Origin of the sequence: Streptomyces sp. NPDC006711, assembly GCF_042869775.1 — a bacterium.
Classification (GTDB): Bacteria; Actinomycetota; Actinomycetes; order Streptomycetales; family Streptomycetaceae; genus Streptomyces.
On the sequence record NZ_JBIAGO010000004.1, the window covers coordinates 348,351 to 373,757 of the forward strand.

At 70.5% G+C, this 25,407-nt stretch carries 26 protein-coding genes and 3 pseudogenes; 24 read left to right on the forward strand and 5 right to left on the reverse strand.

The window, feature by feature from the left end:
- Positions 1-639: 639 nt before the first annotated feature.
- The 6 genes from lanL to ACFYM2_RS12130 all read left to right on the forward strand — a co-directional run bounded on the left by lanL (position 640) and on the right by ACFYM2_RS12130 (position 6,700).
- A complete protein-coding gene (gene lanL, locus ACFYM2_RS12105; RefSeq protein ID WP_388835593.1) occupies positions 640-3,339 on the forward strand; it encodes a class IV lanthionine synthetase LanL in 2,700 nt (899 codons plus the stop codon).
- A gap of 71 nt (positions 3,340-3,410) precedes the next feature.
- Entirely contained in the window at positions 3,411-3,566 is a 156-nt protein-coding gene (locus tag ACFYM2_RS12110) for a VenA family class IV lanthipeptide (RefSeq protein WP_189389786.1), read from the forward strand.
- A gap of 125 nt (positions 3,567-3,691) precedes the next feature.
- Positions 3,692-4,801 carry an ATP-binding cassette domain-containing protein gene (locus tag ACFYM2_RS12115; RefSeq protein ID WP_388461903.1) on the forward strand — a complete coding sequence of 370 codons (1,110 nt, stop codon included), beginning with the start codon at positions 3,692-3,694 and terminating at the stop codon, positions 4,799-4,801.
- Positions 4,798-5,715, forward strand: coding sequence for an ABC transporter permease (locus tag ACFYM2_RS12120; RefSeq protein ID WP_388835596.1), 918 nt, complete (start codon positions 4,798-4,800; stop codon positions 5,713-5,715). The genes ACFYM2_RS12115 and ACFYM2_RS12120 overlap by 4 nt, the downstream gene beginning before the upstream one ends.
- Before the next feature lie 140 nt (positions 5,716-5,855).
- Positions 5,856-6,272, forward strand: coding sequence for a polyketide cyclase (locus tag ACFYM2_RS12125; protein WP_388835599.1), 417 nt, complete (start codon positions 5,856-5,858; stop codon positions 6,270-6,272).
- Positions 6,272-6,700, forward strand: coding sequence for a MarR family transcriptional regulator (locus ACFYM2_RS12130; RefSeq protein ID WP_358997647.1), 429 nt, complete (start codon positions 6,272-6,274; stop codon positions 6,698-6,700). The genes ACFYM2_RS12125 and ACFYM2_RS12130 overlap by 1 nt, the downstream gene beginning before the upstream one ends.
- Before the next feature lie 132 nt (positions 6,701-6,832).
- Here ACFYM2_RS12130 and ACFYM2_RS12135 read toward each other — a convergent pair whose 3' ends face one another.
- Positions 6,833-7,075, reverse strand: a complete 243-nt coding sequence (locus ACFYM2_RS12135) for a DUF5133 domain-containing protein (protein WP_388461897.1) — start codon at positions 7,073-7,075, stop codon at positions 6,833-6,835.
- 152 nt (positions 7,076-7,227) lie between these two features.
- Positions 7,228-8,178, reverse strand: coding sequence for a LysR family transcriptional regulator (locus tag ACFYM2_RS12140; RefSeq protein WP_388461895.1), 951 nt, complete (start codon positions 8,176-8,178; stop codon positions 7,228-7,230).
- A 130-nt stretch (positions 8,179-8,308) separates the two neighbouring features.
- On the opposite strand from ACFYM2_RS12140, the gene ACFYM2_RS12145 reads away from it, so the two are divergent.
- Both ACFYM2_RS12145 and ACFYM2_RS12150 read left to right on the forward strand, forming a co-directional pair.
- The gene (locus tag ACFYM2_RS12145) at positions 8,309-9,109 is read left to right on the forward strand and encodes an inositol monophosphatase family protein (RefSeq protein ID WP_388461893.1); all 801 of its coding nucleotides are present in this window, start codon (positions 8,309-8,311) and stop codon (positions 9,107-9,109) included.
- A gap of 57 nt (positions 9,110-9,166) precedes the next feature.
- Positions 9,167-9,826: pseudogene (locus ACFYM2_RS12150) on the forward strand (NADPH-dependent F420 reductase); the annotation flags it as partial.
- Between the two features lie 112 nt (positions 9,827-9,938).
- On the opposite strand, the gene ACFYM2_RS12155 reads toward ACFYM2_RS12150, so the two are convergent.
- Positions 9,939-10,346, reverse strand: coding sequence for a nuclear transport factor 2 family protein (locus tag ACFYM2_RS12155; protein ID WP_388835602.1), 408 nt, complete (start codon positions 10,344-10,346; stop codon positions 9,939-9,941).
- Between the two features lie 85 nt (positions 10,347-10,431).
- Between ACFYM2_RS12155 and ACFYM2_RS12160 the strand changes: the two genes are divergently transcribed.
- The 9 genes and pseudogenes from ACFYM2_RS12160 to ACFYM2_RS12200 all read left to right on the forward strand — a co-directional run bounded on the left by ACFYM2_RS12160 (position 10,432) and on the right by ACFYM2_RS12200 (position 16,821).
- A complete protein-coding gene (locus ACFYM2_RS12160; protein ID WP_358997662.1) occupies positions 10,432-10,977 on the forward strand; it encodes a helix-turn-helix domain-containing protein in 546 nt (181 codons plus the stop codon).
- 253 nt (positions 10,978-11,230) lie between these two features.
- A complete protein-coding gene (locus ACFYM2_RS12165) occupies positions 11,231-11,488 on the forward strand; it encodes a hypothetical protein (protein ID WP_358997665.1) in 258 nt (85 codons plus the stop codon).
- Between the two features lie 367 nt (positions 11,489-11,855).
- On the forward strand, positions 11,856-12,740 hold the full coding sequence (locus tag ACFYM2_RS12170; RefSeq protein ID WP_388835605.1) for an SGNH hydrolase domain-containing protein: 885 nt from the start codon (positions 11,856-11,858) through the stop codon (positions 12,738-12,740).
- Between the two features lie 14 nt (positions 12,741-12,754).
- Positions 12,755-13,543, forward strand: coding sequence for an acyltransferase family protein (locus ACFYM2_RS12175; protein WP_388835608.1), 789 nt, complete (start codon positions 12,755-12,757; stop codon positions 13,541-13,543).
- Positions 13,510-13,986 carry an acyltransferase family protein gene (locus ACFYM2_RS12180; protein ID WP_388835611.1) on the forward strand — a complete coding sequence of 159 codons (477 nt, stop codon included), beginning with the start codon at positions 13,510-13,512 and terminating at the stop codon, positions 13,984-13,986. The genes ACFYM2_RS12175 and ACFYM2_RS12180 overlap by 34 nt, the downstream gene beginning before the upstream one ends.
- Positions 13,987-14,144: 158 nt before the next feature.
- Positions 14,145-14,842, forward strand: a pseudogene (locus tag ACFYM2_RS12185) (response regulator).
- Positions 14,839-16,289 (forward strand): annotated as a pseudogene (locus ACFYM2_RS12190) (sensor histidine kinase). The pseudogenes ACFYM2_RS12185 and ACFYM2_RS12190 overlap by 4 nt, the downstream one beginning before the upstream one ends.
- On the forward strand, positions 16,286-16,552 hold the full coding sequence (locus ACFYM2_RS12195) for a hypothetical protein (RefSeq protein WP_388461886.1): 267 nt from the start codon (positions 16,286-16,288) through the stop codon (positions 16,550-16,552). The pseudogene ACFYM2_RS12190 and the gene ACFYM2_RS12195 overlap by 4 nt, the downstream one beginning before the upstream one ends.
- 17 nt (positions 16,553-16,569) lie before the next feature.
- Complete coding sequence (locus ACFYM2_RS12200; RefSeq protein WP_388461885.1) at positions 16,570-16,821, forward strand: hypothetical protein; 252 nt, start codon at positions 16,570-16,572, stop codon at positions 16,819-16,821.
- 16 nt (positions 16,822-16,837) lie between these two features.
- Here ACFYM2_RS12200 and ACFYM2_RS12205 read toward each other — a convergent pair whose 3' ends face one another.
- Positions 16,838-18,013 carry a PP2C family protein-serine/threonine phosphatase gene (locus tag ACFYM2_RS12205; protein ID WP_358997677.1) on the reverse strand — a complete coding sequence of 392 codons (1,176 nt, stop codon included), beginning with the start codon at positions 18,011-18,013 and terminating at the stop codon, positions 16,838-16,840.
- A gap of 100 nt (positions 18,014-18,113) precedes the next feature.
- On the opposite strand from ACFYM2_RS12205, the gene ACFYM2_RS12210 reads away from it, so the two are divergent.
- From ACFYM2_RS12210 to ACFYM2_RS12240, 7 genes are all read left to right on the forward strand, one after another.
- A complete protein-coding gene (locus ACFYM2_RS12210) occupies positions 18,114-18,635 on the forward strand; it encodes a MarR family winged helix-turn-helix transcriptional regulator (protein WP_388461948.1) in 522 nt (173 codons plus the stop codon).
- A gap of 516 nt (positions 18,636-19,151) precedes the next feature.
- Positions 19,152-20,024: an STAS domain-containing protein gene (locus tag ACFYM2_RS12215; protein WP_388835614.1), complete on the forward strand. Its 873-nt coding sequence runs from the start codon at positions 19,152-19,154 to the stop codon at positions 20,022-20,024.
- Positions 20,021-20,425 carry an STAS domain-containing protein gene (locus tag ACFYM2_RS12220; RefSeq protein WP_358997682.1) on the forward strand — a complete coding sequence of 135 codons (405 nt, stop codon included), beginning with the start codon at positions 20,021-20,023 and terminating at the stop codon, positions 20,423-20,425. Before ACFYM2_RS12215 ends, ACFYM2_RS12220 begins: the two co-directional genes overlap by 4 nt.
- Positions 20,409-20,870 (forward strand): ATP-binding protein, encoded by a 462-nt coding sequence (locus tag ACFYM2_RS12225; protein ID WP_388461882.1) that lies wholly within the window; start codon positions 20,409-20,411, stop codon positions 20,868-20,870. The genes ACFYM2_RS12220 and ACFYM2_RS12225 overlap by 17 nt, the downstream gene beginning before the upstream one ends.
- Positions 20,855-21,877: a SpoIIE family protein phosphatase gene (locus ACFYM2_RS12230; RefSeq protein ID WP_388835617.1), complete on the forward strand. Its 1,023-nt coding sequence runs from the start codon at positions 20,855-20,857 to the stop codon at positions 21,875-21,877. Before ACFYM2_RS12225 ends, ACFYM2_RS12230 begins: the two co-directional genes overlap by 16 nt.
- Positions 21,874-23,133, forward strand: a complete 1,260-nt coding sequence (locus ACFYM2_RS12235; RefSeq protein WP_388835619.1) for a PP2C family protein-serine/threonine phosphatase — start codon at positions 21,874-21,876, stop codon at positions 23,131-23,133. Before ACFYM2_RS12230 ends, ACFYM2_RS12235 begins: the two co-directional genes overlap by 4 nt.
- A 238-nt stretch (positions 23,134-23,371) precedes the next feature.
- The gene (locus ACFYM2_RS12240; protein ID WP_388835621.1) at positions 23,372-24,571 is read left to right on the forward strand and encodes a PP2C family protein-serine/threonine phosphatase; all 1,200 of its coding nucleotides are present in this window, start codon (positions 23,372-23,374) and stop codon (positions 24,569-24,571) included.
- 15 nt (positions 24,572-24,586) lie between these two features.
- Here ACFYM2_RS12240 and ACFYM2_RS12245 read toward each other — a convergent pair whose 3' ends face one another.
- The gene (locus ACFYM2_RS12245) at positions 24,587-25,090 is read right to left on the reverse strand and encodes a MarR family winged helix-turn-helix transcriptional regulator (protein ID WP_388835624.1); all 504 of its coding nucleotides are present in this window, start codon (positions 25,088-25,090) and stop codon (positions 24,587-24,589) included.
- Positions 25,091-25,407: the final 317 nt, after the last annotated feature.

Below are 25,407 nucleotides of genomic sequence, written 5' to 3' on the forward strand. Positions count from 1 at the left end.
TGTCGATGGCCGTCATCCCGTGATCGTGATTACCCTTCCCGGCTCGGTTAGAACCGTGGCGAAATTGTGCTCTTTACGGTCCACTGGTCGACGGCAAAGCTGTGCGGCAACGGCCTGAACCGATAACGTTCCCGGTGGCCAAGGTCGCTGTTTGTGATCCATAGGCTTGATTGATCTAAAATCTGGGTCCCGTCAATGATGAACCTGATGCCCGGGCCATTTCCTGCCGTGCGGAGGCGGCAGGAAGGGTAAATTAACGCGCGGCGGCCGACGTCGCTCGGGCCCGTCCCCAGACCGCCATCAGATTCATATCGTGCGACTCGGAAGAACGCAGTCGCGAGGTCTCGGCATACCGTCTCGCGGCACGGTCGTACCACCCAGAAAATGCTGAACGGCTCCGAAATACCTCAATATTCATGCCCCCTGCGCTGCGGCAGTCTGCAACCGGATTTTCGAACAAGTGGCCCATTCGGGGTCGTATGGCCCCGGGCGCCGCCTTCTGCGCCGGACTGCGCCGCCGACGTCCCAATGCCGCCGTGCGCCAGCTGGACACGTCACCACAAGACGAGATCAAGCTATACCTTTTCTTTTCACCTGAGGCATATTCCACCAGCGGTTTCACCGTTGAGAGGAAGAGGCATGACGAATCACACGATCGAGGTCGATCTCGAAGCCCTGCTTCGCAGGAAACTGGAGGAAGCGACTACGGGAGCGCGTTGGGTGACCGACGTGGACGAGACGTGGTGCCGCCTCACGAACCGGTCCGCTGTGCAACGCCCTCAGGGCTGGAAGCTGCACGTGTCCGCCACGGCCGCCTCGGCGCCGGAAGTCCTCATACGGTCTTTGGACGTGCTGCTGGGGGAGAAGCTGATATTCAAGTTCGCCCGCTCGCTCGACCAGGTGAACGCGCTCAACTCCCGTGCGACGCCCCGGGGAAGTTCCGGGAAGTTCATCACCGTATACCCGCCCTCCGATGAGGACGCCGCCCGCATAGCACTGGAGCTGCACAACGCCACTTCGGGCCTGGCGGGTCCCCGGGTCCTCTCGGACCAGCCCTACGCCCCGGGCAGCCTCGTGCATTACCGCTACGGCGCCTTCGTCGGCCGGCGCAGACTGTCGGACCACGGTCTGCTCATATGGTTCATCGAGGACCCCGACGGCAACCCCGTGGAGGACAAACGGACCGGCCAGTACGCGCCGCCCGCCTGGGCGGTCAGCCCCTTCCCGGCCACGGTTCCGCTGCCACCACAGCAGGAGAAGGCCGCGAGCAGTCCCGTTCTGCTCGGGGGCCGGTTCTCGGTGCGGGAAGCGATCCGGCACACCAACAAAGGAGGCGTCTACCGGGGGACGGACGTCACCACGGGCCTGCCCGTCGTGCTCAAGGAGGCCCGCCCGCACGTCGAGGGGAACGCCGCCGGATCCGACGTCCGTGACTGGCTGCGCGCCGAAGCCCGCACGCTGGAGAAGCTGAAAGGCACCGGCCTCGCGCCCGCGCCCCTCGCGCTGTTCGAGACGGGCGGCCACCTGTTCCTCGCGCAGGAGGAAGTGCCGGGAGTGCCCCTGCACACCTGGGTCGCCGAGCGCTTTCGCGACGTCGGAAGCGAGCGCTACCGCGCTGACGCGCTGGTCCAGGCCGGGCGCCTGATCGACCTGGTCGCGGCGGCACACGCCCACGGCTGCGTACTGCGGGACTTCACACCCGGCAATGTGATGGTCCGTCCCGACGGCGAACTGCGCCTCATCGATCTGGAGCTCGCGGTCCTCAAGGACGACATCATGCTCCCGACCCGGGTCGGGACGCCCTGCTTCAGCGCCCCCGAACGCCTGGTGGGCGCGCCCGTCTCACCGACGGCCGACTACTACAGCCTCGGCGCCACCGTGTGTTTCGTCCTGGCGGGCAAGGTCGCGAACCTGCTCACCGAGGAGCCGGCCGCCAGGCCCGCCGAGCAGCGGTTCGCCACATGGTTGACGGCCTGCGCCGAAGTGCTGCGCCTGCCCGACGGTCTGAGCGAGATGATTCTCGGGCTGACGAGGGACGACCCCGGCGAGCGATGGGACCCGGCCGCCGCACGCACGGCGCTCCGCGCGGTGAATGAGCGGGCGGCTCGCCCCGATAGGCGCCCGAGCCCGCCGGAATACGCCGTACCCCCGGCGGGGCCGGACACGTCGTCACGCGACAGCACGCAGACGGCCATCACTGGCATCGTGGACCACCTCGTCGATTCCATGACGCCCGCCAACGACCGGCGGCTGTGGCCCGTGTCCACCCTGGCCGGGGAGACCGGACCGTGCACCGTGCAGCAGGGCGCGGCCGGACCGCTGGCGGTCCTGACCCGGTACTTCGATGCGACCGCGGATCCGCGTCTGCCCGCGATCCTGCACGCGGCGGGCACCTGGATCGCCGCACGGTGCGACACCCGCTCCATACGCCCGGGCCTGCACTTCGGCGGCCGCGGCACGGCATGGGCGCTGTACGAGGCCGGACGCGCGATCGACGACCGCGTCCTCATGGACCACGCGGTGGCCCTGGCGTTGGCACCGCAGGAGTGGACGCCCAGCTACGACATCACCCACGGCTGCGCGGGAAGTGGACTGGCCGCGGCCCACATGTGGCAGCGAACCGGGGACCATCGGCTCGCCGAACGGGTCGTGGCGGACGCCGACCGGCTGGTTCGCGCGGCCCGCCCCGAGCCGACCGGCGTGAGCTGGCCCGTCCCCGCCGAGGCCGTTTCCGAAGAGGCCGGCAAACGCTATCTGGGCTTCGCCCACGGCACGTCCGGCATCGGCTGCTTCCTTCTCGCCGCAGCGACCATCTCCGACTGCTCGGAGCACAAGGAGCTGGCGTTGGCGGCGGGGGAACATCTGGCCACCCATGTCGTGATGGTCGGCCGCGCGGCCCAGTGGCCGGCGCAGGCCACGGACGTACCGACGGCGCCGTACTGGTGCCACGGCTCGGCCGGCATCGGTTCGTTCCTGGTACGCCTCTGGCAGGCGACCGGGGACGAGAGGTTCGGCGATCTCGCCCGCCAGGCCGCTTGGGCCGTCGTGGAGCGCGCCTCCCGCGCCGCCCTGACCCAGTGCCACGGACTCGCGGGCAACGGCGACTTCCTCCTCGACATGGCCCAGGCTTCCAAAGACCCCGTCTACGACGCGATGGCCGATCAGCTGGCCCGGCTCGTCGTCTCGGAACGGGCCCACCGCGGCAGGCACGTCGTCTTCCCCAACGAGCACGGAAACGTCTCGACGAGCTGGAGCGACGGATCGGCCGGAATCCTGGCGTTCCTGCAACGGACGCGCCACCCGAGCCCCCGGCTCTGGATGATCCAGCAGCTGGGCTGAGCGACGGCGGCTCGGCCGGCCGCTGTCGCCACCTCGCAGAGCACATCACCTCACAGAGAAGGAGAAACGCCATGGAGAACCAAGACCTTGAGGTTCTGGCCCACCTGCACGCCCTTCCGGAAACCGACCCGGTCGGCGTCGACGAGGCGCAGTTCGGCGGGACCTGTGCGTGCACCGGTCTGCTGACCCTGCTCAACACCGTCTGTGTGGGCGTCAGCTGCAGCTAGTCCCCAGAACCTCCGGCCGGTGGTCGCTTCCGCGGCCACCGGCCGGAGCCGTCCCCGCGACCTGCGGGCCAGCGGCACCCCAGCCGTGGATCCGCGGACAAACTCCGGTAGATGAGGACTCGACCATGCGGCCACCTGCCGACGACCACACTGGTGCCCGGGCACCCCTCGCGCCGGCCACCGGTAGTCCGGACGCCACGCCAAGCGCGGCCGGGCCCGACCTCGCGATCAGCACACGCGGTCTCGTCAAGAGCTACCCCGGCCCCGACGGCACCACCACGCACGCCGTTCACGGCCTCGACCTGGACGTACTGAGAGGCGAAACCTACGCCTTCCTCGGCCCCAACGGCGCGGGCAAGTCCACCACCATCGCGTTGCTGTGCGCCCTGGCCCGCCCCACCGCCGGGAAGGCCACGGTCGCCGGCATCGACGTGATCGGGCAGCCGGACCAGGTGCGCGCCAAGGTCGGACTGCTCTTCCAGCACAGCGCCCTCGACCCGGACCTGACGGCACAGCAGAACCTGTACGTCCACGCCCGCCTCTATGGACTGAGCCGCCGCCACGCCCGGCTGCGCACCGGTGAGACGCTGGAAAAAGTGGGCCTCGCCGACCGGCGTCGGTCCTTGGTGCGGACCCTGTCCGGTGGCATGCGGCGCCGACTGGAGCTCGCCAGGGGCCTGCTGCACGCGCCCGAGATCCTTTTCCTCGACGAGCCGACCACCGGCCTCGATCCGCACGCCCGCGCCCAGGTCTGGGACTACCTGCGAGTAGTGCGGGACCAGCACGGAAGCACGCTCTTCATCACCACGCACTATCTGGAGGAGGCCGAGAACTGCGACCGCCTCGGCATCATCGACCACGGTCGGCTCGTGGCCCAGGGCACCGCCTGCGAGCTGAAGGCGGCGATCGGAGACGACCGGGTGGAGCTGCGCACCAGCGACGACACCTCCGCGCGGCAGATCGTCGCCGGCGCCGTGCCGCCAGGCGTCACCGTCACCGGGGACAGCGAAGGGGTGACCCTGCGGATCTCCGACGGAAGCACCTGGATTCCCCGTCTGTGCGCGGCACTTGAGGCCCATGCCATCGCGGTGCACGCCGCGTCCGCGACCCCGCCGACGCTCGACGACGTCTTCTTCCACCACACCGGCCGCAGCATCCACACCCCCGGGACCCACCGGGCGACGGCCGCCGCGCCGTCGGATCCCATCGCGGACGCCACCGAGGAGGCCTCATGACCGCGCCCGCCCTGCACACGCCGGACGCCCACTCCGGCCCCGACCGTCCCGACCGCTCCGACGTCTCCGGCGACGCAGCCGACAGTGCCGACGCCGGCCGGGAAAAGGTCTCAGGTCTTCGCCACGAAGCGCGCGCGATCCACGCGCTGGTCCACCGTGACCTGCTGCGCCTGGCGTCCCAGCCCGTCCACACGGCTCTGATGCTGGTGCAACCGGTCATCTACCTGTTCGTCCTCGGCGGCGGACTGGCCACGTTGATCCCCACCGCGTCCCTGGGCGTCGGCTATCAGAGCTACCTCTTCCCCGGCGTACTGATGATGACGGTGCAGACGCCGACCATCATGGTCGGGATCCGTCTGATCACCGACCGCCAGAGCGGCTACCTGCGCGAACTCCTGATGGCCCCGGTCCGCCGTCCCACCCTGCTCCTGGGAACCTGCGCCGGAGGCACCCTCGTCTCCACGGCGCAGGGTGCTGTCCTGCTCGCGCTGGCCGGGGCCATCGGCCTGCCTTACGACCCAGTGCTGTTGCTGCTGCTCATCGCCGCCATGGTCCTGTGCTCCTTCACCCTCACGGCTCTGGCCCTGACCCTGGCCGTGAGCCTGAGCCGGCCGGAGATCTTCAACATGCTGCTGGGCCTGGTGATGATGCCGCTGGTCCTCTTCTCGGGCGGTTTCTTCCCCATCGCGAACCTCCCGGGCTGGGCGCACACGGTGGCCGCGGCCAACCCGCTGGCCTACGGAGTGGATCTGCTCCGCCGCTGCATCGCCCTGCGCGTACCAGGTCAGGCGAGCGGCGCGGGTGTCACCTGGTCCAGCTTCCAGCCCCCGCTCCTGGTCGAGGGCGCCCTCCTGCTGACGCTGGGAACCGTGGCCCTGCTGTGGGCCGCCCATGTGTTCAGCCGCCCCGAATGACGGCTGGCGGCACCCTGCTTCCCGGCCGCGGGGTCCGAAGCGGCCGCCGCCTGTTCACGGCGATGCGTCCCAGTGGACAGATAGTCTGCGTGCAGATAATCTCTCCACGGATCAATCATTGCGAGGTCGGGAGGCCATCCATGTGGACGTACGAGCACAGCATCGAGACGGACGCCGCGCCTGAGGCGATCTGGAGCCTGTGGGCCGATGTCGAGAACTGGGGAACCTGGAACGCCGACATCGCGGGCATCCGGATCAGTGGCCCGTTCCGGGCGGGCGCCGAGATCGTGATGACACCGGCCGAGGACGACCCGGTGCACCTGCTCGTGGCCGAGGCGCTGCCCAACGAACTGTTCGTCGACGAGGCGCGGTTCGACGGCCTGCTCCTGCGTACCGTCCACCGGCTGAGCCAGGGCGAGCGGCAGCGCACCAAGGTGACGTACCGGATGGAGATCACCGGAGCCGACGCCGACGAGGTCGGCCCTCGGATAGGTCCGGCCGTCACCGCGGACTGGCCGGAGACCATGTCGGCCCTGGTCGAGCTGGCGCAGGCCTGATGGCGCTCAACCCGGGTGAAAGTCCCGGCTTCCTGCTCTGGCATGCCACCCTGCGGTGGCAACGCGAGATCGCGGCGGCCCTCAGCCCCCTCGGCCTCACCCACGTCCAGTTCGTCCTGCTCGCCTGCGCGTGGTGGCTGAACACGCGGGGCGAGCAGCCCAACCAGCTGGCGCTGGCCCGTCAGGCGGGTACCGACGTCAAAATGACCTCGCAAGTCCTGCGCGCCCTGGAGGCCAAGGGACTGATCGAGCGCGAGGTCGACCCCGCCGACACCCGCGCCAAACGCCTGCGGGTCACCAGCGCCGGCGCCGAACTGGCCCCGCGCGCCATCGCGGCGGTCGAGAACGTCGACGCGCGCTTCTTCCAATCGGTGGCGCATCAAGACGCCGTGGCCCTGCTGAGCCGCCTGGCCCATCCTGACGTGTGAGCGGGGCGACGACTTCCGGCTGTCCATGACGACCAGCAGCGTGGCCGACGGCACCGATCCGGGGGCGATCACGTGCAACTCATCGGCCGCGTACGAGAGATGGCACTGGCGAGGCGGCCGGATCAGGGAAGGTCAAGCCGCGAGGTCTGCCTGGTTCACCTCGGCCCCTGTAACGGTGGACGGCTGGGCGAGGAACATGTCGGCCGCCGCGATGGCGTCCTCCACGCGGGTGGTGGCGGTCACCGCGCACAGGGTGGAGGCGACGTCTCTGAGCTGTTCCGCCGCGTGGGGGTGCTGCTGGTAGGCGTGGGCAATACGCGCCTCCGCGTACTGCGCCAGAAGGACCCGCAGCGTCTTCGAATGGGGTGCAAGCATCTCAGGCAGCCTCTCTCGCTTTTGATCACCGGATTCCCCCTCCTCGGAGTCATATGCGCGCCGTCGCGTACGAGCGCCGGCCTCGGCCGTCGCCGGAAGCCAGAAGCCGTACGGGACGAGGGCCGGCCCGTTCCGGGCCGGGGAAGGCGGGTTCAAGTGCGGGAAGGCCCATCGGGAGAGGGTACGGCCCCGCTCGCGGGCGCGGTGGACAGCGCCCGGACCGTTTCCGCGGCGGTCTCACGCAGCCAGGTGTGGGCACGGTCGTCGTCGAAGCGCTGGTGCCACAGCAGATACAGCGGGACGTCCGGCATCGGGAGCGGCAGCGGCAGCGTGACAAGACCCAGCTGGTCCCGGGCCGGGCGGGTGACGGCGTCGGGAAGGGTGACGACCAGGTCCGTACCGAGCGCGAGGCGCAGAGCGAAGTCGGTGGTGGGCGCGGCGGCGATGATTCGTCGTGCGTCGCCGCCGCGCGCGCCGAGGGCGTCGTCGATCTGGTCACGCAGGCGTCCGCGCCGCGAGACGGTCAGATGGTCGGCGGCCACGTAGCGCTCCAGGCTCAGCGGGCCTTCGGCGAGGGGGTGGCCCGGGCGGACCGCGACGACCAACTGGTCCCTGCCGAGGAGACGGTGGCGGATGTCGGGGAGCGTCGGCCGGCTGGAGCTCGATTCGAGATCGACCTCCCCTCGGCGCAACTCGGGGGTGTCCGCGCCGGGTTCGGCCGGAAAGCGCAGCTGGACACCCGGGGCCTGCCGGTGAACGGTGGTGATCAGGGCCATTCCGCACGCGGCCATCAGGGCGTCGTGCCAGCGCACGGTGAACACCCTCTCGAGGCCGGCCAGATCGAGTTCCTGCCGCGCGGACATGAGCTGGTGTGCCTGCTGGACGAGAGCGTGCACCTGCGCGCGCATGGCCAGCGCCCGGGTGGTGGGGACCATGCTGCGGCCGGTGCGGACGAGTATCTGATCCCCGGTGGCCTTGCGGATGCGGCCAAGGGAACGGCTCATGGCCGGTGCGGTGACGTGGAGTCGGGCCGCGGCGCCGGCCACGCTGCCCTCTTCGAGCAGGGCGTCCAGTGCCGTGAGCAGGTTCAGATCCAGTTGCATGACGGTAACTCTACGAGTAAATAGCATGCACTTGTTGTTAGTTGGCGAGGCGCCTACCTTCGAAGTGCGGGTGCGGGACAAGCCGCACCGCACCCACCGAACCGCAGGGGAGCCCTCCATGAGCACAGCCATGCCTTTTGACGTAGACCAGACGCTCATGTCCGACGTGACGGCCGCGGTGAAGGCCGCCGGCCTCATATTGCGCGACCGCCACACCTCGCACGCCCGAGGTGTGAGCCTGGACGGGATCGTCGATGAGATCCACGCCAATGACCGTGCCGTACTGGACGTGCTGCGGGAGCCGCTGCTGCGGGCCCGGCAAGGATCGCTGTGGTCCGAGGACGAACTGGCCGGCGGCGCTCTCCCGCCGGGGGAGTGGTGGGTGGTCGACCCTGCCGAGGGCAACATCAACCACGTCCACGGGATGGACGACTGGGCCGTCACCGCCACGTTGGTCCGCGACAATCAGCCGGTACTCACCGTCGTCCACCTGCCGTTGACCGGTGACACCTACACCGCCCTCGCCGGCGGCGGAGCCCGTCTCAACGACCGGCCCCTTACGGTGTCCGCCAAGACCGACCTCGGCGCCGCGCTCACCGGCACCGGCCAGGCCAAGCCCGGCGAGGACGAGCGCACGTTCCGACGGATCGGTGACTCCGTCACCGCCATGCTCGTCAACGGCCTCGTCGTGCGCGTGTCGGTGCCCGCGACGATGCAGCTCATCCACGTCGCCGCCGGACGCACGGACGCCTTCTGGCAGTTCTCCGACGTGCGCTCGGGTCTGGTGGCCGGTGCGCTGCTGGTCGCCGAGGCCGGAGGTACCGTCACCGACCTGGCGGGCGAACCCTGGAGCACGGCCAGTGGTGACTTCCTGGCCGCCGCGCCCGGCATCCACGCGGCCGCCCTCAAGGTGCTCGCGCCGATCGCCTGATCACTCCCCCCTCCCACCTCCCCTCGCGCTCCCGTCCCGTACCACCAGCACAGTGAGGTCCACACCGCCATGACCACCATCGGCATCCTGGGCGCCGGCCGCGTCGGCACCCATCTCGCCGGCAAGCTCGCCGCCGCCGGACACCACGTCGTCCTCGGGCAGCGTGAGCCGGTGAAAGAGACCGAGGTGACCGCCCAAGGCGCAGTCACCCGGGTCTCCTTCGCCGATCAGCGCGCCGCCGCCCGGGCCGGGGACGTCGTGATCAACGCGACGCCCGGCGACAGCGCCCTTGACCGGCTGTCCGGCCTGCGCGGCGAACTCGCCGGCAAAATTCTCATCGACGTCTCCAATGCCACCCGCGACGCCGCGGACGGCCTGCCCGGCGACTTGTGCTACCCCGGCAGCAGCCTCGCGGAGCACTTGCAGGCGGCCCTGCCCGACACTCACGTGGTCAAGACGCTGAACACCATGCTGTTCATGGTCATGACCGCCCCCGACACGCTGACCACCCCACCGACCGCCTACCTCTCGGGCAACGACGGACCCGCGAAGCAGACCGTCGCCGGTCTGCTCGGCGACCTGGGCTGGCCGCCCACGTGGATCGAGGACCTGGGCGACATCACGACGGCCCGCGCCACCGAGGCCATGATCCTCGTCGTTCCCCACGTCCTGCGCCGAAACGGCTTCCAGCCCTTCGCGGTCTCTCTAGCCCGCTGAACCGCCGGGGACGGGCGGGCGCCGGATTCGCTTCCGGCCCGTGGAACCTGGATCAGGCGTCAGGGTGGCTTGCGTCAGGCGGCGTCAGGCCTAGACAGCGGACCGCGTCAGGTCAAGACAGCAGACCGGCCAGGGCGGCGTGGTCGTGGTAGTCGCGCGACCACACGACCCGCCCGTCCCGGACGCAGAGCACGGCGATGTTGTGCGTGCTCACGCTCTGGCCGTCTGTCGTCCGGGTGACGTCGTTGTCCCACTCGCACACGACGACCTGCGGATCCGCCGTCTCGCGCACCTCGATGTTCCGAGGCGAAAGCGCCACCGGCGCCGTGCTCAAGCCGGCGAGGTGCTGCTCGATCTCGGCGCGGCCGGTCAGTACCACCTCCGTCGGCTTGGCGAACGGCTGCCGCACCACCGCGTCCTCGGCGTACAGGCCGATCATCGTCGCCAGGTCCCGGTCGGCGAGCGACTTCAGCAGAAGCTCGAACACATCACGGGGACCAAGAACCGCGTTGTCGGGCATGATGACCTCCAGAAGCTGGAATCGGAGTAGTTACTCCGTTTCGAACATTACGGAGTGGTGACTCCGCTTGTCAAGGAAGGTTCTCGTGTCTCCCCGAGCCGACGCCGCACGCAATAGGTCCGCCGTTCTCCAGGCCGCCGACGAGGTTTTCGTCGAACACGGCGTCGCGGCGTCGACGGAGGAGATCGCCCGACGGGCCGGAGTCGGGATCGGCACCGTCTTCCGGCACTTCCCGACGAAGGAAGTGCTGCTCAAGGCGGTGTACGAGCAGCGCATCGAGCACCTGGCCGGCCGCGCCCTGACCGCCGGGACGGACGATGCTTCGCCGACCTGGTTCCGGGACTTCTTCACCGACGCCGCCATCGCATCGCCCGAAAAGCTGATCCTCGCCGACGCCCTGGGCGATCTGCGGATGGATGCCGATCCCGAGGCCATGGGCCGGCTGCGCTCGGCCGTCGGCGGCCTGCTCCGGCGCGCCCAGGTCGCCGGGATCGTCCGCCAGGACGTGTCGTTCGACGATCTGATCGCCCTGCTGATCGCGGCCGGCCGGGCCGCTCAGGTCACAGCGGACGCGCGGACCCGTACCCGCCTGATCGACGTCATCCTCGACGGCCTCGAACCCCGCAGGTAGCCACCTCGACGAACTCGCCCCGGCGTGGGTGGGTCAACTTTGGCGCTGATATGAGTTTTTCGGCTGGATGAGCTGTTTCGGTGCGGAGTAGGTGTCGGGTTTTCTCGCGTCAGGAAAGAGGGGTGGGAGACCAGATGCGTAGGCCTGGGCGTACCGCCAGGAGACTTCCTGACTCGGGTCTCGCTCAAGTCTCGCTCGAACAGGATCAGCTCAGGCGCTGGTCGAGATATCCCCCGTGGAGAGGAACTCTCTTATGAAGAGCAAGCTCAACAGGATCGTGGCCGTCTCCGTCACCGTACTGGCACTGGGAAGTGCCGCCGCCCCCGCTTACGCGGACGTCGCCACCGGCGGACGTTCCACGGGTGTCGTCTCCGGACACCACCCCTTCGTCGCCGGCCGCTGGGCGGGCTTCGCGAGCACCTCCCACGTCCACACCGCTCGCAAGGGATACGGCTGGGCCACCTCCACCGCGGTGGGCGGCGGCGAGAGCCACCTCGTCGTCATTCGCTGACGTCGGTAAGCCGGTAAGCCGGTAAGCCGAGTAAGTCGGCAGCCCGGTAAGTCGGCAGCCCGGTAAGTCGGCAGGCCAGTAAGTCGGTAGGCCGGTAAGCCGGTAAAGGGATCGCTCGGCGCGGCGTCTCGTATCGTCGCCGCACGCCGCCGCAGCGTCCGTTCCTTGTCGTCTCCCCGTCGGCCGCACCAGCGGCCGGTGGCCCGGGGAACGGTCATCACGACCGTTCCCCGGGGCCACCGGAGCCCGCCCCCTCCCACCCCCTGTCGCAGTACCGGCCCCCTGCTCCTTGACGGCTCCTTCCCCGTTGTGTGAGCGATCGATGACAACGGGCCGTACGCCCGATGTGTGCTGGTTCGCTGCCTGCATGAACAGCAACCATTCCGGTTCGACCGGCCTCCGTCCCGCCCTCCGTCCCGCCCCCCACCTTGCCCAGCGGCCCTCCCGCCGCCTCGCTCGCCGCGTCGCGGGCGCAACCACTCTCGCCGCCGTGCTCGGCGTCGCGCTTGTCGGCTGCGGCGGGCAGGACAAGGACTCGGGGAGCAGCGCCGGCCAGGTGGCAGCGCAGTCCAAGCCGGGCTCCGGCGGCAACGGCACGAAGGTGCTGTGGGTGGGAGACTCCATCACCGGCGCCGAGGCCCCCGCGCTGGCCGCCGCCCTGAAGGCCGGCGGGGTGGAATTCAAGGACGCCTCGTCCGACGGCGGTGGCACGGTCGTGGACGGCGGTGACGAGATCACCGGCAAGATATCCGAGGACACCTGGAAGCAACTGGCCGCGAACATCGGCTCGTTCAAGCCCACCGTGATCGCGTACCAGGTCACCACGTACGACTGGGGATCCGAGGACAAGCAGCGGGCCGCCTATGACAAGCTCGCCAAAACCGCCAAGGACGCCGGTGCCAAACTCGTCCTGGTGACGGCCCCGCCCATCAAGATCGACGACTTCTACAAGAAGTACGAGCCCCAGATGCGGACCGCCCCCAAGGCGGCGGAGGCGGCGGCCAAGAACAGCGACGGCGCGGCGGTATTCCTCGACTCCGCCCAGCTGTGGGGTACGGACGCGGCGGGCAAGAAGGCCCAGCGTTCCTCGGACGGCATCCACAACTGCCAGCAGGGGGCGGCCGCCTTCGCCAAGTGGCTGACCGAACAGCTGGGCGGCGAGGCCGGATTCACGCCCGCGCCCGTGGACGCCTGGGCCCAGGGGGAGTGGACCGGGGACGCCCGGTACGGCAACCTCAAGTGCGGCAGCTGAGGGACCGGCCACCCATGTCCGTAGCGATTCCCACGGTGACCGCCTCGCCCGGCCCGCGTGCGCCGCGCGCCAATGGCGGCCGGGCGCACATCGCCGCGCTCGACGGTCTGCGCGGCTTCGCGGTCGCGGCCGTTCTCCTGTTCCACGCGGGGGAGTTGAGCGGCGGATTCCTCGGTGTGGACCTCTTCTTCGTCCTGTCGGGGTTCCTCATCACGGGGCTGCTGCTCGGCGGCACGCGCGGGAGCGGCCCGGTGGCGCTCGCGGCGTTCTGGGTCCGCCGGGCCCTGCGCCTGCTGCCGGCACTGGTTGTCGTGGTGGTGGTCACCGTCCTGGCCGTCTGGGCACTGGGCACCGTGGAGCAACTGCGCTTCGCGTTGGGCGATGTGCCATGGGTGGCGGCCCAAGCGGTCAACTGGCACTACATCACCGACCGGATCGGCTACTGGAACGCCTCCGACACGCGCGTGTTCGCACACCTGTGGAGCATCGGCGTCGAGTGGCAGTTCTATCTGGTCTGGCCGGCTGTCCTGGCCGTCGTCGCCCGTGGCCGGCACGCCCAGCGAACGGTGGCCGCGGTGGCGGGGGCCGGCGTGCTCGCCTCTTTCGCCCTGATGGTCACGCTCGGCACCGCGGTGGACACCACCCGGGCGTACGAGGGCACCGACACCAGGGCCGTCGCGCTGCTGCTGGGGGCGCTGGCCGCGACCGCGCCCGTACGCACCCTCGTCGCCAGGATTCCGCGCCGCGCGGCCGACGTGCTCTGCTTGCTGTGGCGGTCGTACTCGCGGTGGCCTGGGGCATGACCGACGGCGAGAAGGCGCCGCTGCTCTTCAAAGGCGGTCTGTTCCTCCACTCCGTGGGCGCGGCGCTGCTGATCGTCGTGATCGCGCAGGTGCCCGGCACACATGCGGCACGATTCGCGGGGAGCCGGCTGCCGCGCCGCCTGGGCGAGTGGTCCTACAGCCTGTACCTGTGGCACTGGCCCGTCTATCTGGTGCTGCTGCCGCGTCTGTCCTGGCTGGGGGAGTGGGGCGCCCTGGCCGTGGCCGTCGGGGTGTCGCTCGCTGCGGCCGCCGCGACGAAGCGGTACGTCGAGGACCCGGTCCGCTTCCGCTCGGGCTGGGCGCGCGGCCGCCGGGGTCCGGCCGCCGTGGCCGCCCTGGCGCTCGCGGGACTCGCTCTGTGGCTGCTGATCCCGGTCCCTGCTGCGGGCGCGGGCACGGTCGACGTCGATCAACTGAGGTGAATCCGCCCTTCGCGACAGGGGTGCTCGCGCGGGTGCCGGGCCGACCGGTTCCGGACCTCACGGGGAACGGCTCGGCACCCCCCCCGTGGCTCCGCGCGGCCATGACCGTTCTTGTGTTGAATGTGCATTCCATCCGGTGCAGGTGAAGGGACCCGTTCATGACGCGCGTGCTGTTGATCGAGGACGATCCGGCGGTGCGCCGCGGTGTGGTCCTGGGACTGCGCCGCTACGGACACGAGACGGAGGCGGTCGCCACCGGCGAGGACGGCATGGAGGCCCTGGAGGCCTTCCGCCCCGACCTCGTGCTCCTCGATCTGATGCTGCCCGGCGTGAACGGCCTGGAGGTGTGCCGCCGCGTGCGCGAGACCGGTCAGATCCCCATCGTGATCCTCTCCGCGCGCGGCGACGACATGGACGTCGTGGTGGGCCCCGAAGCGGGCGCCGACGACTACGTGGTCAAACCGGCCAGCGGCGCGCTCATCGAGGCCCGGATGCGCGCGGTGCTGCGGCGCGTCGCCCCCGCCCAGGCCGGCGCCGACGCGCCGACGGGCCCGACCGTGGCGGGGGATCTGGAGATCGACCGCGACTCGCTGCGCGTCCACAAGCTCGGCCACGTCGTGGCGCTGGCCCCTCCGAGCTGAAACTGCTGCTCTTCCTCAGTGCCGCTCCGGCCCGGACCTTCAGCCGGCAGCAACTCCTGGAGGACGTCTGGGAGCACAGCTACTACGGTGACGCTCGCCTGGCGGACGCCTGTGTGATGCGGCTACGGTCGAAGATCGAGGACGATCCGCGCAACCCCCGCTACGTCCAGACCGTGCGGGGCTTCGGCTACCGGTTCGGCCCGGTGTCCGAGTGAGACTGCGATCGGCGCGCGGCCTGCGCACGCGCCTGGTCGTCGCGTTCCTGCTCGTCGCCTCGCTCAGCGCGCTCATCACCGCGGCCCTCACCTTCCGCCAGGCCCGCGCGGCGATCCTCCAGCGCAGCCAGAACACGGCCGCGCACGACCTGCGGCTCCAGATCGATTCCCTCGCCCCCAACCTGCCGGCCGCGCCCACGGACGACGACCTGCGCGCGCTCGCGCAACAACTGGACCGCGTCGGCGGCGCCCGCGGTTGGCACACCGCGGTCTCCCGCGACGACGGGCCGCCGATCGGTACCGCGAGCCCCATCAGCGCCGCCGTGCGCGACGCGGCCCGCAAGAGCAACACCACCCTGTACGAACGCACCGACGGCGGCGACGGCCCGCGCCTGCTCATCGCCATGCCCGTCAACTACGACAGCCAGGGCGCGGCGGCCCCGCAGCCGTCGGGCCTCGTCGTGTACGCCACGTACACCCTGCGCACCGAGCAGACCGACATCTCGGCCCTGATCACCGCGGCCTGGGCCGGAGCCGTACCCGCGCTCGCCTTCGCGGCCGTGGCGGCCCTGTTCGCGGCCCGACGCGTACTGCGCCCCGTACGTCATCTGCGGGCGGCGGCCGAGAAGATCACCTCGGGCGCGCTCGACACCCGCCTCGACGTCACGGGCAAGGACGAACTCGCGGAGCTCACCGGCACGTTCAACACCATGGCCACGGCCCTGGAGCGGGACGACAGGGAGCTGCGCCGGATGGAGGCCAACGCCCGGCGTTTCGCCGCCGATGTCTCCCACGAACTGCGCACCCCGCTGGCCGCGATGGCCGCCGTCACCGACGCGCTCGACGAGGACGCCCACTCCGGCGAGCTGCCGCCGGACACCGCCGACGCGGTCCTGCTCATCAGCGAAGAGACCCGCAAACTCGCCCGCATGGTCGAGGACTTGATGGAGATCTCCCGCTTCGACGCGGGCGCGGCTGCCCTCGAACTGGACGAGATCAGCCTGCGTACGCTCCTGGACAAGACACTCGCCGTACGTGGCTGGCGCGAGCCGCAGCAAGTCGTGACGCGCCTCGCGGGGGCGCGGGACGTGCGCGTACGAGTCGATGCCCGCCGCCTGGACGTCGTGCTCGCCAACCTGATCGGCAACGCGCTGCGTCATGGGGCGCCGCCCGTCGGTGTCACGGCGCACGTCACCAACGGCGACCTCGTCGTCGAGGTCGCCGACCGCGGCCCCGGCATCCCCGAGGACGTACTGCCCTACGTCTTCGACCGCTTCTACAAGGCCGACGCGGCGCGCGCCCGCTCCGAGGGCAGCGGCCTCGGCCTCGCCATCGCCCGCGAGAACGTACGCCTGCACGGCGGCACCCTCACGGCCGCCAACTCCCCTGACGGGGGGCCGTGTTCACCCTGGTCCTGCCCATGGGCACGGGGGAGGAGACGTCATGAGGCGGCACGCCGTAGCCCTCGCCGCCGCTCTGATGGCTGTCGGCGCGGGCTGTGGAGTGGGCACGTCGGGTCCGGTGCCCGCCGGGCCGCCGGCGTCGGGTCTGCGCGCGCCGGGCAGCGTACGTTCCTACGCGCAGGTGTACTTCGTCGGCCCCTACGGTGTACAGGCCGTCGCGCGGCGGGTGACGCCCCCGCTGGCCCGCAGCAGGCGCTGGATCTGCTCCTGGCGGGCCCCGACGCGGCGGAACGAGCCCGAGGCCTGATCACCGAGGTGCCCCCCATGCCGGGCCGTCCCACTGCGACGGCCGGGTCGGGAGCGGTGGACCTCTACCTTCCGGTGCCGGTGGCCAGGATGAACGGCGGTGGCCTCGGCGTGACCCAACTCGTCTGCACCGTCGCCAACGCCGTCGTCCCCGGCGGCAAGCAGCCGTCCGCCGTGGACGTACGCGTCCACGAGGCGGCCACCCCCGGCATCTGGACCGTGCGGTGCACCGCGTCCGGCAACGTCCTACCGGTGCCGGACGCGTCGTAGGGGGCGAGGCCTGGTCTCAGGCCTGGTCGGGACGGCCGTTCCAGTCGAGGCAGACGACCATGGCGTCGTCGTCGGCCTCGATGGGACCGCGGTGGCCGGCGAGTTCTTGCAGCACGGCGCGCGGGACCTGGGAGGCGGGCAGGAGGCGGGTGCTGGTGAGGGCTCGCATCAGGGCCTTCTCGCTGTAACGCTCCCCTGCCGGGGAGGCGACGTCATAGACGCCGTCGCTGACGAAGACGAGCCGGTCCCCGGGCTCGACCTGGAAGGACTCCGTCGTGTAGGGGGTGTCCTCGAACATGCCGAGCGGCATCTGCGCCTCGAAGTGGATCTGTTCGGCCTTCCCTTGGCGCAGACGCCACATGCGGGGGGAGCCCGCGTCGACGATCTGGGTCCGTCCCGTGTCGAGGTCGAAGCGGAGCAGCAGGGTGGAGAGGTGCGCGTGGCCGTGGTAGTGGCCGTAGACGGCTTGGTCGGCGAGGCACGCCTGGTCGGACAGGGACAGACCGGCCCGGCGTGCGTTGCGCAGCGCGTTGACGGCCAGGTTGGTGAGAAGGGCGGCTTCGATGCCTTCCCCCATGCCGTTGGTGATGACCAAAGTGAGGTGGTCGGCGGAGGAGGACCAGTCGAAGTTGTCGCCGTAGATCGCGTACGCGGGCTCCAGCTGGGCTCCGATCTCGTACTCCGGGCGGGAGCAGGAGCGGCCGGGCAGCAGTTGCCACTGCATTTCGGCGGCCAGGGTCAGGCGGTTGGCACGCCGCGCCTGGAGGTAGACGTCGGTGTCGCGCTCGCCCACGACGATCTCGTGCCCGAGCACTTCGGCGATGTCGCTGAGCTCCTGCTCGGCCGGGCCCTCGTAGCTGTCGCGCGGCAGCACCACCGCGAGCACGCCGATGCGGTCCCCGCGCACGCTGACGGGCAGATGGACGGTCAGCAGGCCAGCGCGCTCGTCCGCCACGACGTAGGGTTGCTGAGCACCGAACGCTCGCCCCGGGGAGCTGGTGTGGACAGGGATCGGTTCGGCGGTGTAGGGGAGCTCGCTGACGGGTTGCAGTATGGTCATCGCGTAGTCGGCCATGAGCAGGTCGACGGAGACGGCTCCGTAGTGCGTGGCAAGAGCGTCCTGCACCGCTTGCAGCAGAGCGTGCGGCGCCGCCTGGCGCAGCGCGCGTTCCGCCGCCGTGAATCTGTCCACCGTTCGGATACCGCCTATTCAGGATGAAGATGAAGACGCAGAGGAGCGGGAGGGTCTTTTTGTGCCTCAGCGACTGCCAAGACGGCTGAAGACCGTGCCTGTGGAGAGCGGACACTTCGACGAGGGCTCGGCCGGCCGCCCGGAAGCGGCCGCGTTCGCCGCCCGCGAGGCGATCGAGGTGCTTGAGGTGCTGTGGGGCCAGAGCAGGGACCTGGCGCCGACCGCTCCAGTATCGACCTCTCAGCTGCGGGTTCTGTACATTCTCGCGGACAACGACGGCATCAATCTGCGCGCCCTCGGTGAAGAGCTGGGTTCGGCCCCCTCGTCGGTCAGCCGCATGTGCGACCGTCTCCACGCGCTCGACTTCATCGAGCGAACGCCCAGTTCGAACAGCCGACGAGAGGTCGAACTGCGCCTGTCCGGCAAGGGGACGCGCTACCTCAAGGACCTGAGGGCGCGCCGTGAGGCCTCGCTGGCCGAGGTGGTAGCCGGGATGACGCCCGCCGAGCGGTCTGCCTTCGCGCAAGGGCTCGCCTGCTTCCGGTCGGCGGTGCTGCGCGAGAAGGACGCCACCCGAGACGCCACCCGGCACATACGCGGCGAATCGGCGGGCACTGCTTGACGCCGCCGCACAGGCCCACGCCCATCAGTTTCACAGTTGTCAGTCCTCCACGGCGGCTCGGGGCGCACGTGCGACCGCGGCCGCGTCCAGAGTGCGGCTCCGCATCATTGTTGTCAAATGGCAAGTGTTGCCTAGGGGAAACTGTTCGAGGGGGCGGTCCCTGGGTGATTGCCCGTACGTCTTCGTCGCGCCGGGTCGCCCCTCTCCTTGGGTGTCGCGGCTGCGGTTGACGGCCGGTTCCGGCGGAACGAGTTCCATGCGCGGATGATGGCACGGCCCGGCGTCCCCCCGTAGCGAGCGCCGGACGCCCGACCGCGCCGCCCTGTCCGGCGCCTCCGGTCATGGGGGTTTCCGGCGGCCGCCACGGCCTTTGTCGAGTCGTGGGAGGGTGGGCCTTTCCCGTTCGCTTCACCCGTGCGTATATTTGCCACACGACAACAGTTGGCGGGCGACGCATATCCGGCTCAAGAGCCTGAGCGTCCCTCCCCACAGGCAGGGCCGACGAAAGGGATCCGGGTGGGTATCAGCGAGACCGCGGTACGCCGACGTGTGGGGAAAGCGTTGCGGGCGAACGCCGACACGGTAGCCGACCGATGGGTGGAGCTGCAGCTGGCCCAGGACGAGTTGAGAGCGGGCATCGGCGAGCGCGAACTGCGTGAAGAGGCCGACGCGCTCGTCACCGCCCTCATCGCGGGGCTGGACACCGCCCTTCCCGTGGCCCAAGTGGTGAACGCGCACGAGGAGTTGCGCCAGGCGGTGATCGACCTCTCGCTGCGCCGGGCCCGGGGCGGCGCGACGCCGACCGCGACGTCGCTGGCCGTCCTGGCCCTCAAGGAGGCCGTGCTGGAGTCGGTTCAGGGCGCGAGCGATGACGCGGCCGAGCTGTTCGCGGCCGTCCTGCTGGTCAACCGGCTGCTGGACGCGGCCGGGGCGCTGTCGTTCGACACCTATGTCGAGGGCCGGGAAGAGATCATCCGCCGACAGAGCCGGCAGCTCCTTGAACTGTCGACGCCGGTGGTGCGCCTGTGGCGGCATGTCCTGGCCGTGCCGCTCATCGGCACCCTCGACACCGCGCGTACGCAAGTCGTGATGGAGAACCTGCTCCAGGCGATCCAGGAACACGAGGCGCAGGTCGCGATCATCGACATCACCGGGGTACCCACCGTGGACACGGCGGTGGCCCAGCACCTGATGCAGACCGTCAACGCGGTGCGTCTGATGGGCGCGGACTGTGTCATCAGCGGCATCCGGCCGCCGATCGCGCAGACCATCGCGCAACTCGGCATCGACCTGTCGAAGATCCTCACGCGCGCGAGCCTGGCCGACGCCCTGTCCGAGGCGATCAAACTGACGTCGGATCCTGTCCGTCAGGCGGTGGTGCGTCGGTGAGGGAGCAGCCGACGGGCGGGGTCCCGATTCTGCGTCTGGGCGACGTCCTGATCACCGGGCTGCTCAACGAACTCGACGACAAGTCCGCTCTGGCCTTCACCGACGAACTCACGCACCGCATATCCGCGGAGGAGGCACGCGGTGTCCTGATCGACATCTCACGGCTCGAGATGATCGACTCCTTCGTGGCGCGCGTGCTGATGGAAATGACCTCCATGGCACGCCTGCTGGGAGCCCGGGTCATCGTGGCCGGACTGCGGCCCGCCGTGGCCATCACCCTGGTCGAACTGGGACTGGAACTCGACGGGGTCGAAACAGCTCTGAACGCGGAGCAGGGCATGGCGGCACTCGGATGGCACCAGCAGCCCCCGGGAGGGGCGGACCATGACCCAACTCGCTGACCGCACCACTGCGGCCGCCCCTGCGTGGACGCGGGAGCAGAACCCCGCGCCCGAACTCCAGGTGCTGAGCACGGAAGAGGATCTGCTGGCGGTCCGGCACGCCGTGCGCGCGGCCACAGTGAGAGCGGGCTTCGGCATCATCGACCAGACCCGCGTCGTGACGGCCGCCAGCGAACTGGCACGCAACGCCTACATCCACGGCGGGGGCGGGACCCTCACCATCGAACACCTCAGCCGGGCCGGCGGTACGGGACTGCGCCTGACCATAAGCGACGACGGCCCCGGCATCCCCGACCTCGACGCCGCGCTCGCCGACGGATTCACCACCGGGGCGGGACTCGGCCACGGGCTGGGTGGCGCGCGTCGGCTCATGCACGACTTCGAGGTGCGTACCGAGGTGGGGAAAGGCACGACCGTGATCGTCACCCGGTGGACCGACCAGTGACACCGCCCCCCACCGCCGCAGCCCATGTCCGCATCGACCACCACAGCGCGGTGCACATGGCGGCCGCCGCCGCCCGCTCCCTCGGCGAGCGGTGCGGGCTGCCCGGCGCGCTCCCGGACCAGGCGGCGGTGCTCACCTCCGAGCTGGCCAGCAACATCGACAAGCACGCCAGGGACGGGGCCCTGTACATCCAGCCCCTCGCGCTGGGCAGCGGCGTGGAGATCCTGGCCGTGGACCGGGGCCCGGGCATGCCCGAACTGGAACGCTGCCTGACCGACGGGTACACCACCGTCGGCACCCTGGGAGCGGGTCTCGGCGCGGTCAACCGCATCGCGAGCGACTTCACCATCCGTACCCAGGTGGGGACGGGCACCTTCGCGTGCGCGCGCCTCACCCGCCCCGATGACCCGGCCGAAGCCCGCCAGAGCACGGCCCTGGTGTGTCTGCCCGCCGACGGCGAGGAGCACTGCGGGGACGCCGGCGCCGTGATCGACAACGGCAGCACCCGGACCGCGGTGGCCATCGACGGCCTGGGCCACGGGCCCGAAGCCGCCGAAGCCGCCCAGAGCGCGCTGCGTGCCTTCCGGGCCGCCGCCGCGCGCCCGCTGCCCGACATCCTCGCCACCTTGCACCGAGCCCTGCGCCACACCCGCGGCGCCGCCGTCGCCGCTCTGCGCCTGGAGGGCGAACGCGCCCTGTACTGCGGGATCGGCAACATCCGCGCCGTGGCCCTGTCCCACGAAGGCGTCCACCACCGGCTGACCGGACAGCCCGGCGTCGTGGGATGGCGCATGCCCACGCCCCAGACCCACGCCATCCCGCTGCCGGCGGGCACCACGGCCGTCCTGCACACCGACGGCATCGACGCCCGCTGGACCCACGCCCCCTCCCTGTTCACGCTGCGCCTGCCCCCGCAGTTGCTCACCGCCTGGGTGACGCACAACTACCGCAGCTCCCGCGACGACGCGACGGTCCTCGCCGTCAGACCCCTCCCGAGGCACCCATGAACGGCACCTTCAGCGCGCTGCCCGCCCTGCGCAGGGCGGTGCGCCGCGCCGCTCAACGCTACGGACTGCCCGCCGAGGTCCGCTCCCGCCTCGTGCTGTCGGTAGCCGACGTGGCCGCACCGGAGTTCGCCGCCCACCGGCCCGTCACCTTCGTCACCGACGTCGAGACGGACCGGGACGGCGGGACGCCTGTCATGGCCGCCACCCTCACCGCGCCCCACACCCTCGGCCCGCTCACCGCCACGGACCTGCCCCTGCCCCCCGCCCCCACGACACCGGCGACGTCCGTGACCTGGCGCGTCCCGCTGGCCAAGGAGAGCGCACCCCAGCGCCTCGGCCGCCCCCAGCCGGGCGACGCGACGCAGAGCGAGGCGGAGGCGGTGGATGAGGAACTGCGCGCGACGCTCGCCCACGCCGACGTCCTCATGGCCGAGCACCGCCGCCTCAAGCACGAACTGGCCGAAACCAACGGCGGCGTCCTCGCCCTCTACGTCCAACTCGAGGAACGCGACGAGCAGTTGCGTCAAGCACACGGGTCCATGCTGAAGGAACTCGAAGACGCGCTGCGACCCGCGCCGCTGCGAGTCGAGGGCCTGGAACTGGCCGTCCACTACGAGCCGGCCGACCCGCACGCCCCCACCGGGGGAGACCTCTACGACTGGTTCACCCTGGCGGACGGAACACTCCACATCACCATCGTCGACGCGCTCGGCCACGGGGTGCGCAGCACCAGAAGCGCCCTCGACGTCACGCACGCGGTCCGTACCCTCGCGCTCGAGGGACATCCGCTGCAATCCATCCTGGGCCGCGCCCACGACCTGCTCATGCCACTGGACCCGGCCCTGATGGCAACAGCGCTCCTCGCCCGTATCCACCCCGCCACCGGCGAGGTGCAGCTGGCCAACGGAAGCCACCCGCCGGCTCTGCTGCTCCAAGCCGGGGGCAGCGCCCGCTACCTGCAAGTACCCGGCAGAGGCGTCGGCTTCCCCATGCCTGGCAGCGAACGGGTCCTGCGGACCCGGCTGGACCCCGGCGATCTGCTCATCCTGTACACCGACGGGCTCACCGAGAGCCGTCGAAACCCGCTCGAAGGCGAAGAACGGCTCGTCGCGTCGGCACGCCGGCACGCCGCGAAGCCACTCGCCGACATCCCGGCCGCGATCGCCGCCGAGATGCACACCGTCGTCCTGCACCCCGACGACACCCTCGCCCTCGCCATCCGTATCCCAAGACCACCGCACGGAACGCCGCGGTGAAGCGGGCGGGCCATCATGCGCCCGGGTCCGCAGAACCCGCCGGACCGAGCCCCGCGCCGTCCGCCCGTCGTCGGCATCGCCCGCCGGATACGATTGCCGGGCGGCAACACTCCCCATGGACGTGCCTGACCGGTGGACTCCCGCCGGGAAGTGAGGAAGATGGGGTGCGGTCGATGAACACACAGCGATGGTCCGGCCCGCCCGGGGCGAGGCCCGCTCGTGTACGGGAAAGAAGGCCATGAACAGGCACCCGGCAGGCTGGCTCGGCCTCGCGGAAAACGCCCTTCGCCAGGCGCCCCCGACGGCCCTGCTGGCCACGACGCGCTCGCTGCTGGCCCAGTACGTACAAGCCAGGAACGTGACGCTGCTGCTGGCCGACTACGGTCTGACCGTCCTCCAGCCCGTGACGCACCTGCCCCACACCGGCGAGGCGGCCACCATCCGGGACGGCAGCGCCGCCGGCCGCGCCTTCACCGCCGAAGCACCCGTCGTCGAAGTCACCGATGAGCCGGACATGGTGCTGGTGCACGTACCGATCACGGTACGAGGCGACCGGCTGGGCATTGTCTCCATCCGCCTGCCCGAGTCGGCGATCCAGGGCGCTTCGGGCGTGCTGGACCTCGCGGCCTTCGCCACCGCCCTGGGACACGAGCTGCTGGTCGCGGAGCGGGACACCGACCTCTATCTCCAGGCGCGCCGTCGTCGGCGCCTCACACTCGCCGCCGAGATGCAGTGGCAGCTCCTGCCGGGGCGCGGTTTCGCGCGGGAGGAATTCACTCTCGGCGCCCACCTGGAGCCGGCCTACGCCGTGGGCGGTGACAACTTCGACTGGAGCGTCACCGACGACGCGCTCACCATCACGGTCACCGACGGCCAGGGCCAGGGCACCCAGGCGGCCCTTCTGACCAACCTCGCGGTCAACGCCCTGCGCAACGCACGCCGCGCCGGCATCTCGCTCGAGGACCAGGCATGCCTCGCCGACCAGGCGGTTTACGGTGAGTACGTGGGCAAGATGTCGGCCCCCACCCTGCTGCTGCGCATTGAGCTGGCGACCGGCCGGACGGCTGTCGTGGACGCCGGTTCTCCTCAACTGTTCCGCATGCGCAGTGGCGTTGTAGAACGCGTCCAGCTCGACGCCCAGCTGCCGCTCGGCATGTTCGAAGAGACCCAGTACCGCGCGGAGCGGTTCTCCCTCGACCCCGGCGACCGATTGATCATTGTCAGCAGTGGCGTCCACGCCGCCCAGAACGCCGGCAGCGATCCCTTCGGCGAACAAGCGCTGCGGGAGACCATCGCCGCCGCTCGCGGTGGTTCGACCCATGAAACGGCGCGTGCCGTGGTGGACGGGCTTATGCAGTACCACGGGGGCGAGGAACTCCCCGCCGACGCGGCGGTCGTCTGTCTGGACTGGCGAGGAAAGCAACCGTCGGCGCATTGAGCGGTGGGCCTGGGTTCAGGGCTCGGGAACCGCGTCCTGCGCAGCCTCCACGGCCTCCACAGCCTCCACGGCTTCCACGGCTTCCGTGAAGGCCCGCAGCCCCGCGAGGAGCGCTCCTCGTTGCGTCACGGTCACCCGCTGGAGGATGTCGCTGATCGCCGTGAGACGGCGTTCGGACACGGCCTCCAGCATCTCCCGGCCGGACGCCGTGAGCGTCAGCTCGATCTCGCGGCGGTTGGCCGAGGTGCGCCGGCGGTCGAGGAGCCCCGCCGCCTCCAGCCTGTCGCACAGCCTGCTGGCCGCGGGAGACGTGGCCCCGATGCGTTCGGCGAGGCCGGTGAGGTTGATGCCCGGATACCGGCGGGCGACCGACAGAGCCTCCAGTTGGAGGCCGGACAGGCGCGGGACCGCCGTCTGCGCCGCCCCGTTCCAGGCGATGACCAACGCCTCTGCCGCTTCGGACACCTGCCGGGCGACAGCGTGCAGGGAATCGCTGTCCGAAGATCCCGCACGGTCCATGTGGCCGTCTCTCCCACTGAGCAGGTGCACGTCCCCTTCAGGGGCTCATCGCTCTCGTCAACAGGAGCTCCCCGAGCGGTCTCCACCCAATATGCCCCTGCTGAGGAATACATGCCTGTTCACGTTGTTTGCCGCACGGTCGAAGCGTGCGCCGCGTCCGTCAGGTGAAATTCCGCCACGCGCCCCGCCGGACACGCTGCTCGTGCGTATGTCCCCATCGGGCCATCGCAAACGTACACGCGGTGCTTCGTCCTGCAAGCCGGACGGCCGGGGCTCCCCCCGAGCGCGGAGCCTGAGGGCCAGGAGCGGGAAGACGA

Bases quoted from the DNA above. Each gene is read 5' to 3' on its own strand.
- lanL (WP_388835593.1), top strand. From the start codon at position 640: ATGACGAATCACACGATCGAGGTCGATCTCGAAGCCCTGCTTCGCAGG.
- ACFYM2_RS12110 (WP_189389786.1), top strand. From the start codon at position 3,411: ATGGAGAACCAAGACCTTGAGGTTCTGGCCCACCTGCACGCCCTTCCG.
- ACFYM2_RS12115 (WP_388461903.1), top strand. From the start codon at position 3,692: ATGCGGCCACCTGCCGACGACCACACTGGTGCCCGGGCACCCCTCGCG.
- ACFYM2_RS12120 (WP_388835596.1), top strand. From the start codon at position 4,798: ATGACCGCGCCCGCCCTGCACACGCCGGACGCCCACTCCGGCCCCGAC.
- ACFYM2_RS12125 (WP_388835599.1), top strand. From the start codon at position 5,856: ATGTGGACGTACGAGCACAGCATCGAGACGGACGCCGCGCCTGAGGCG.
- ACFYM2_RS12130 (WP_358997647.1), top strand. From the start codon at position 6,272: ATGGCGCTCAACCCGGGTGAAAGTCCCGGCTTCCTGCTCTGGCATGCC.
- ACFYM2_RS12135 (WP_388461897.1), bottom strand. From the start codon at position 7,075: ATGCTTGCACCCCATTCGAAGACGCTGCGGGTCCTTCTGGCGCAGTAC.
- ACFYM2_RS12140 (WP_388461895.1), bottom strand. From the start codon at position 8,178: ATGCAACTGGATCTGAACCTGCTCACGGCACTGGACGCCCTGCTCGAA.
- ACFYM2_RS12145 (WP_388461893.1), top strand. From the start codon at position 8,309: ATGCCTTTTGACGTAGACCAGACGCTCATGTCCGACGTGACGGCCGCG.
- ACFYM2_RS12155 (WP_388835602.1), bottom strand. From the start codon at position 10,346: ATGCCCGACAACGCGGTTCTTGGTCCCCGTGATGTGTTCGAGCTTCTG.
- ACFYM2_RS12165 (WP_358997665.1), top strand. From the start codon at position 11,231: ATGAAGAGCAAGCTCAACAGGATCGTGGCCGTCTCCGTCACCGTACTG.
- ACFYM2_RS12170 (WP_388835605.1), top strand. From the start codon at position 11,856: ATGAACAGCAACCATTCCGGTTCGACCGGCCTCCGTCCCGCCCTCCGT.
- ACFYM2_RS12175 (WP_388835608.1), top strand. From the start codon at position 12,755: ATGTCCGTAGCGATTCCCACGGTGACCGCCTCGCCCGGCCCGCGTGCG.
- ACFYM2_RS12195 (WP_388461886.1), top strand. From the start codon at position 16,286: ATGAGGCGGCACGCCGTAGCCCTCGCCGCCGCTCTGATGGCTGTCGGC.
- ACFYM2_RS12200 (WP_388461885.1), top strand. From the start codon at position 16,570: ATGCCGGGCCGTCCCACTGCGACGGCCGGGTCGGGAGCGGTGGACCTC.
- ACFYM2_RS12225 (WP_388461882.1), top strand. From the start codon at position 20,409: ATGACCCAACTCGCTGACCGCACCACTGCGGCCGCCCCTGCGTGGACG.
- ACFYM2_RS12235 (WP_388835619.1), top strand. From the start codon at position 21,874: ATGAACGGCACCTTCAGCGCGCTGCCCGCCCTGCGCAGGGCGGTGCGC.
- ACFYM2_RS12240 (WP_388835621.1), top strand. From the start codon at position 23,372: ATGAACAGGCACCCGGCAGGCTGGCTCGGCCTCGCGGAAAACGCCCTT.
- ACFYM2_RS12245 (WP_388835624.1), bottom strand. From the start codon at position 25,090: ATGGACCGTGCGGGATCTTCGGACAGCGATTCCCTGCACGCTGTCGCC.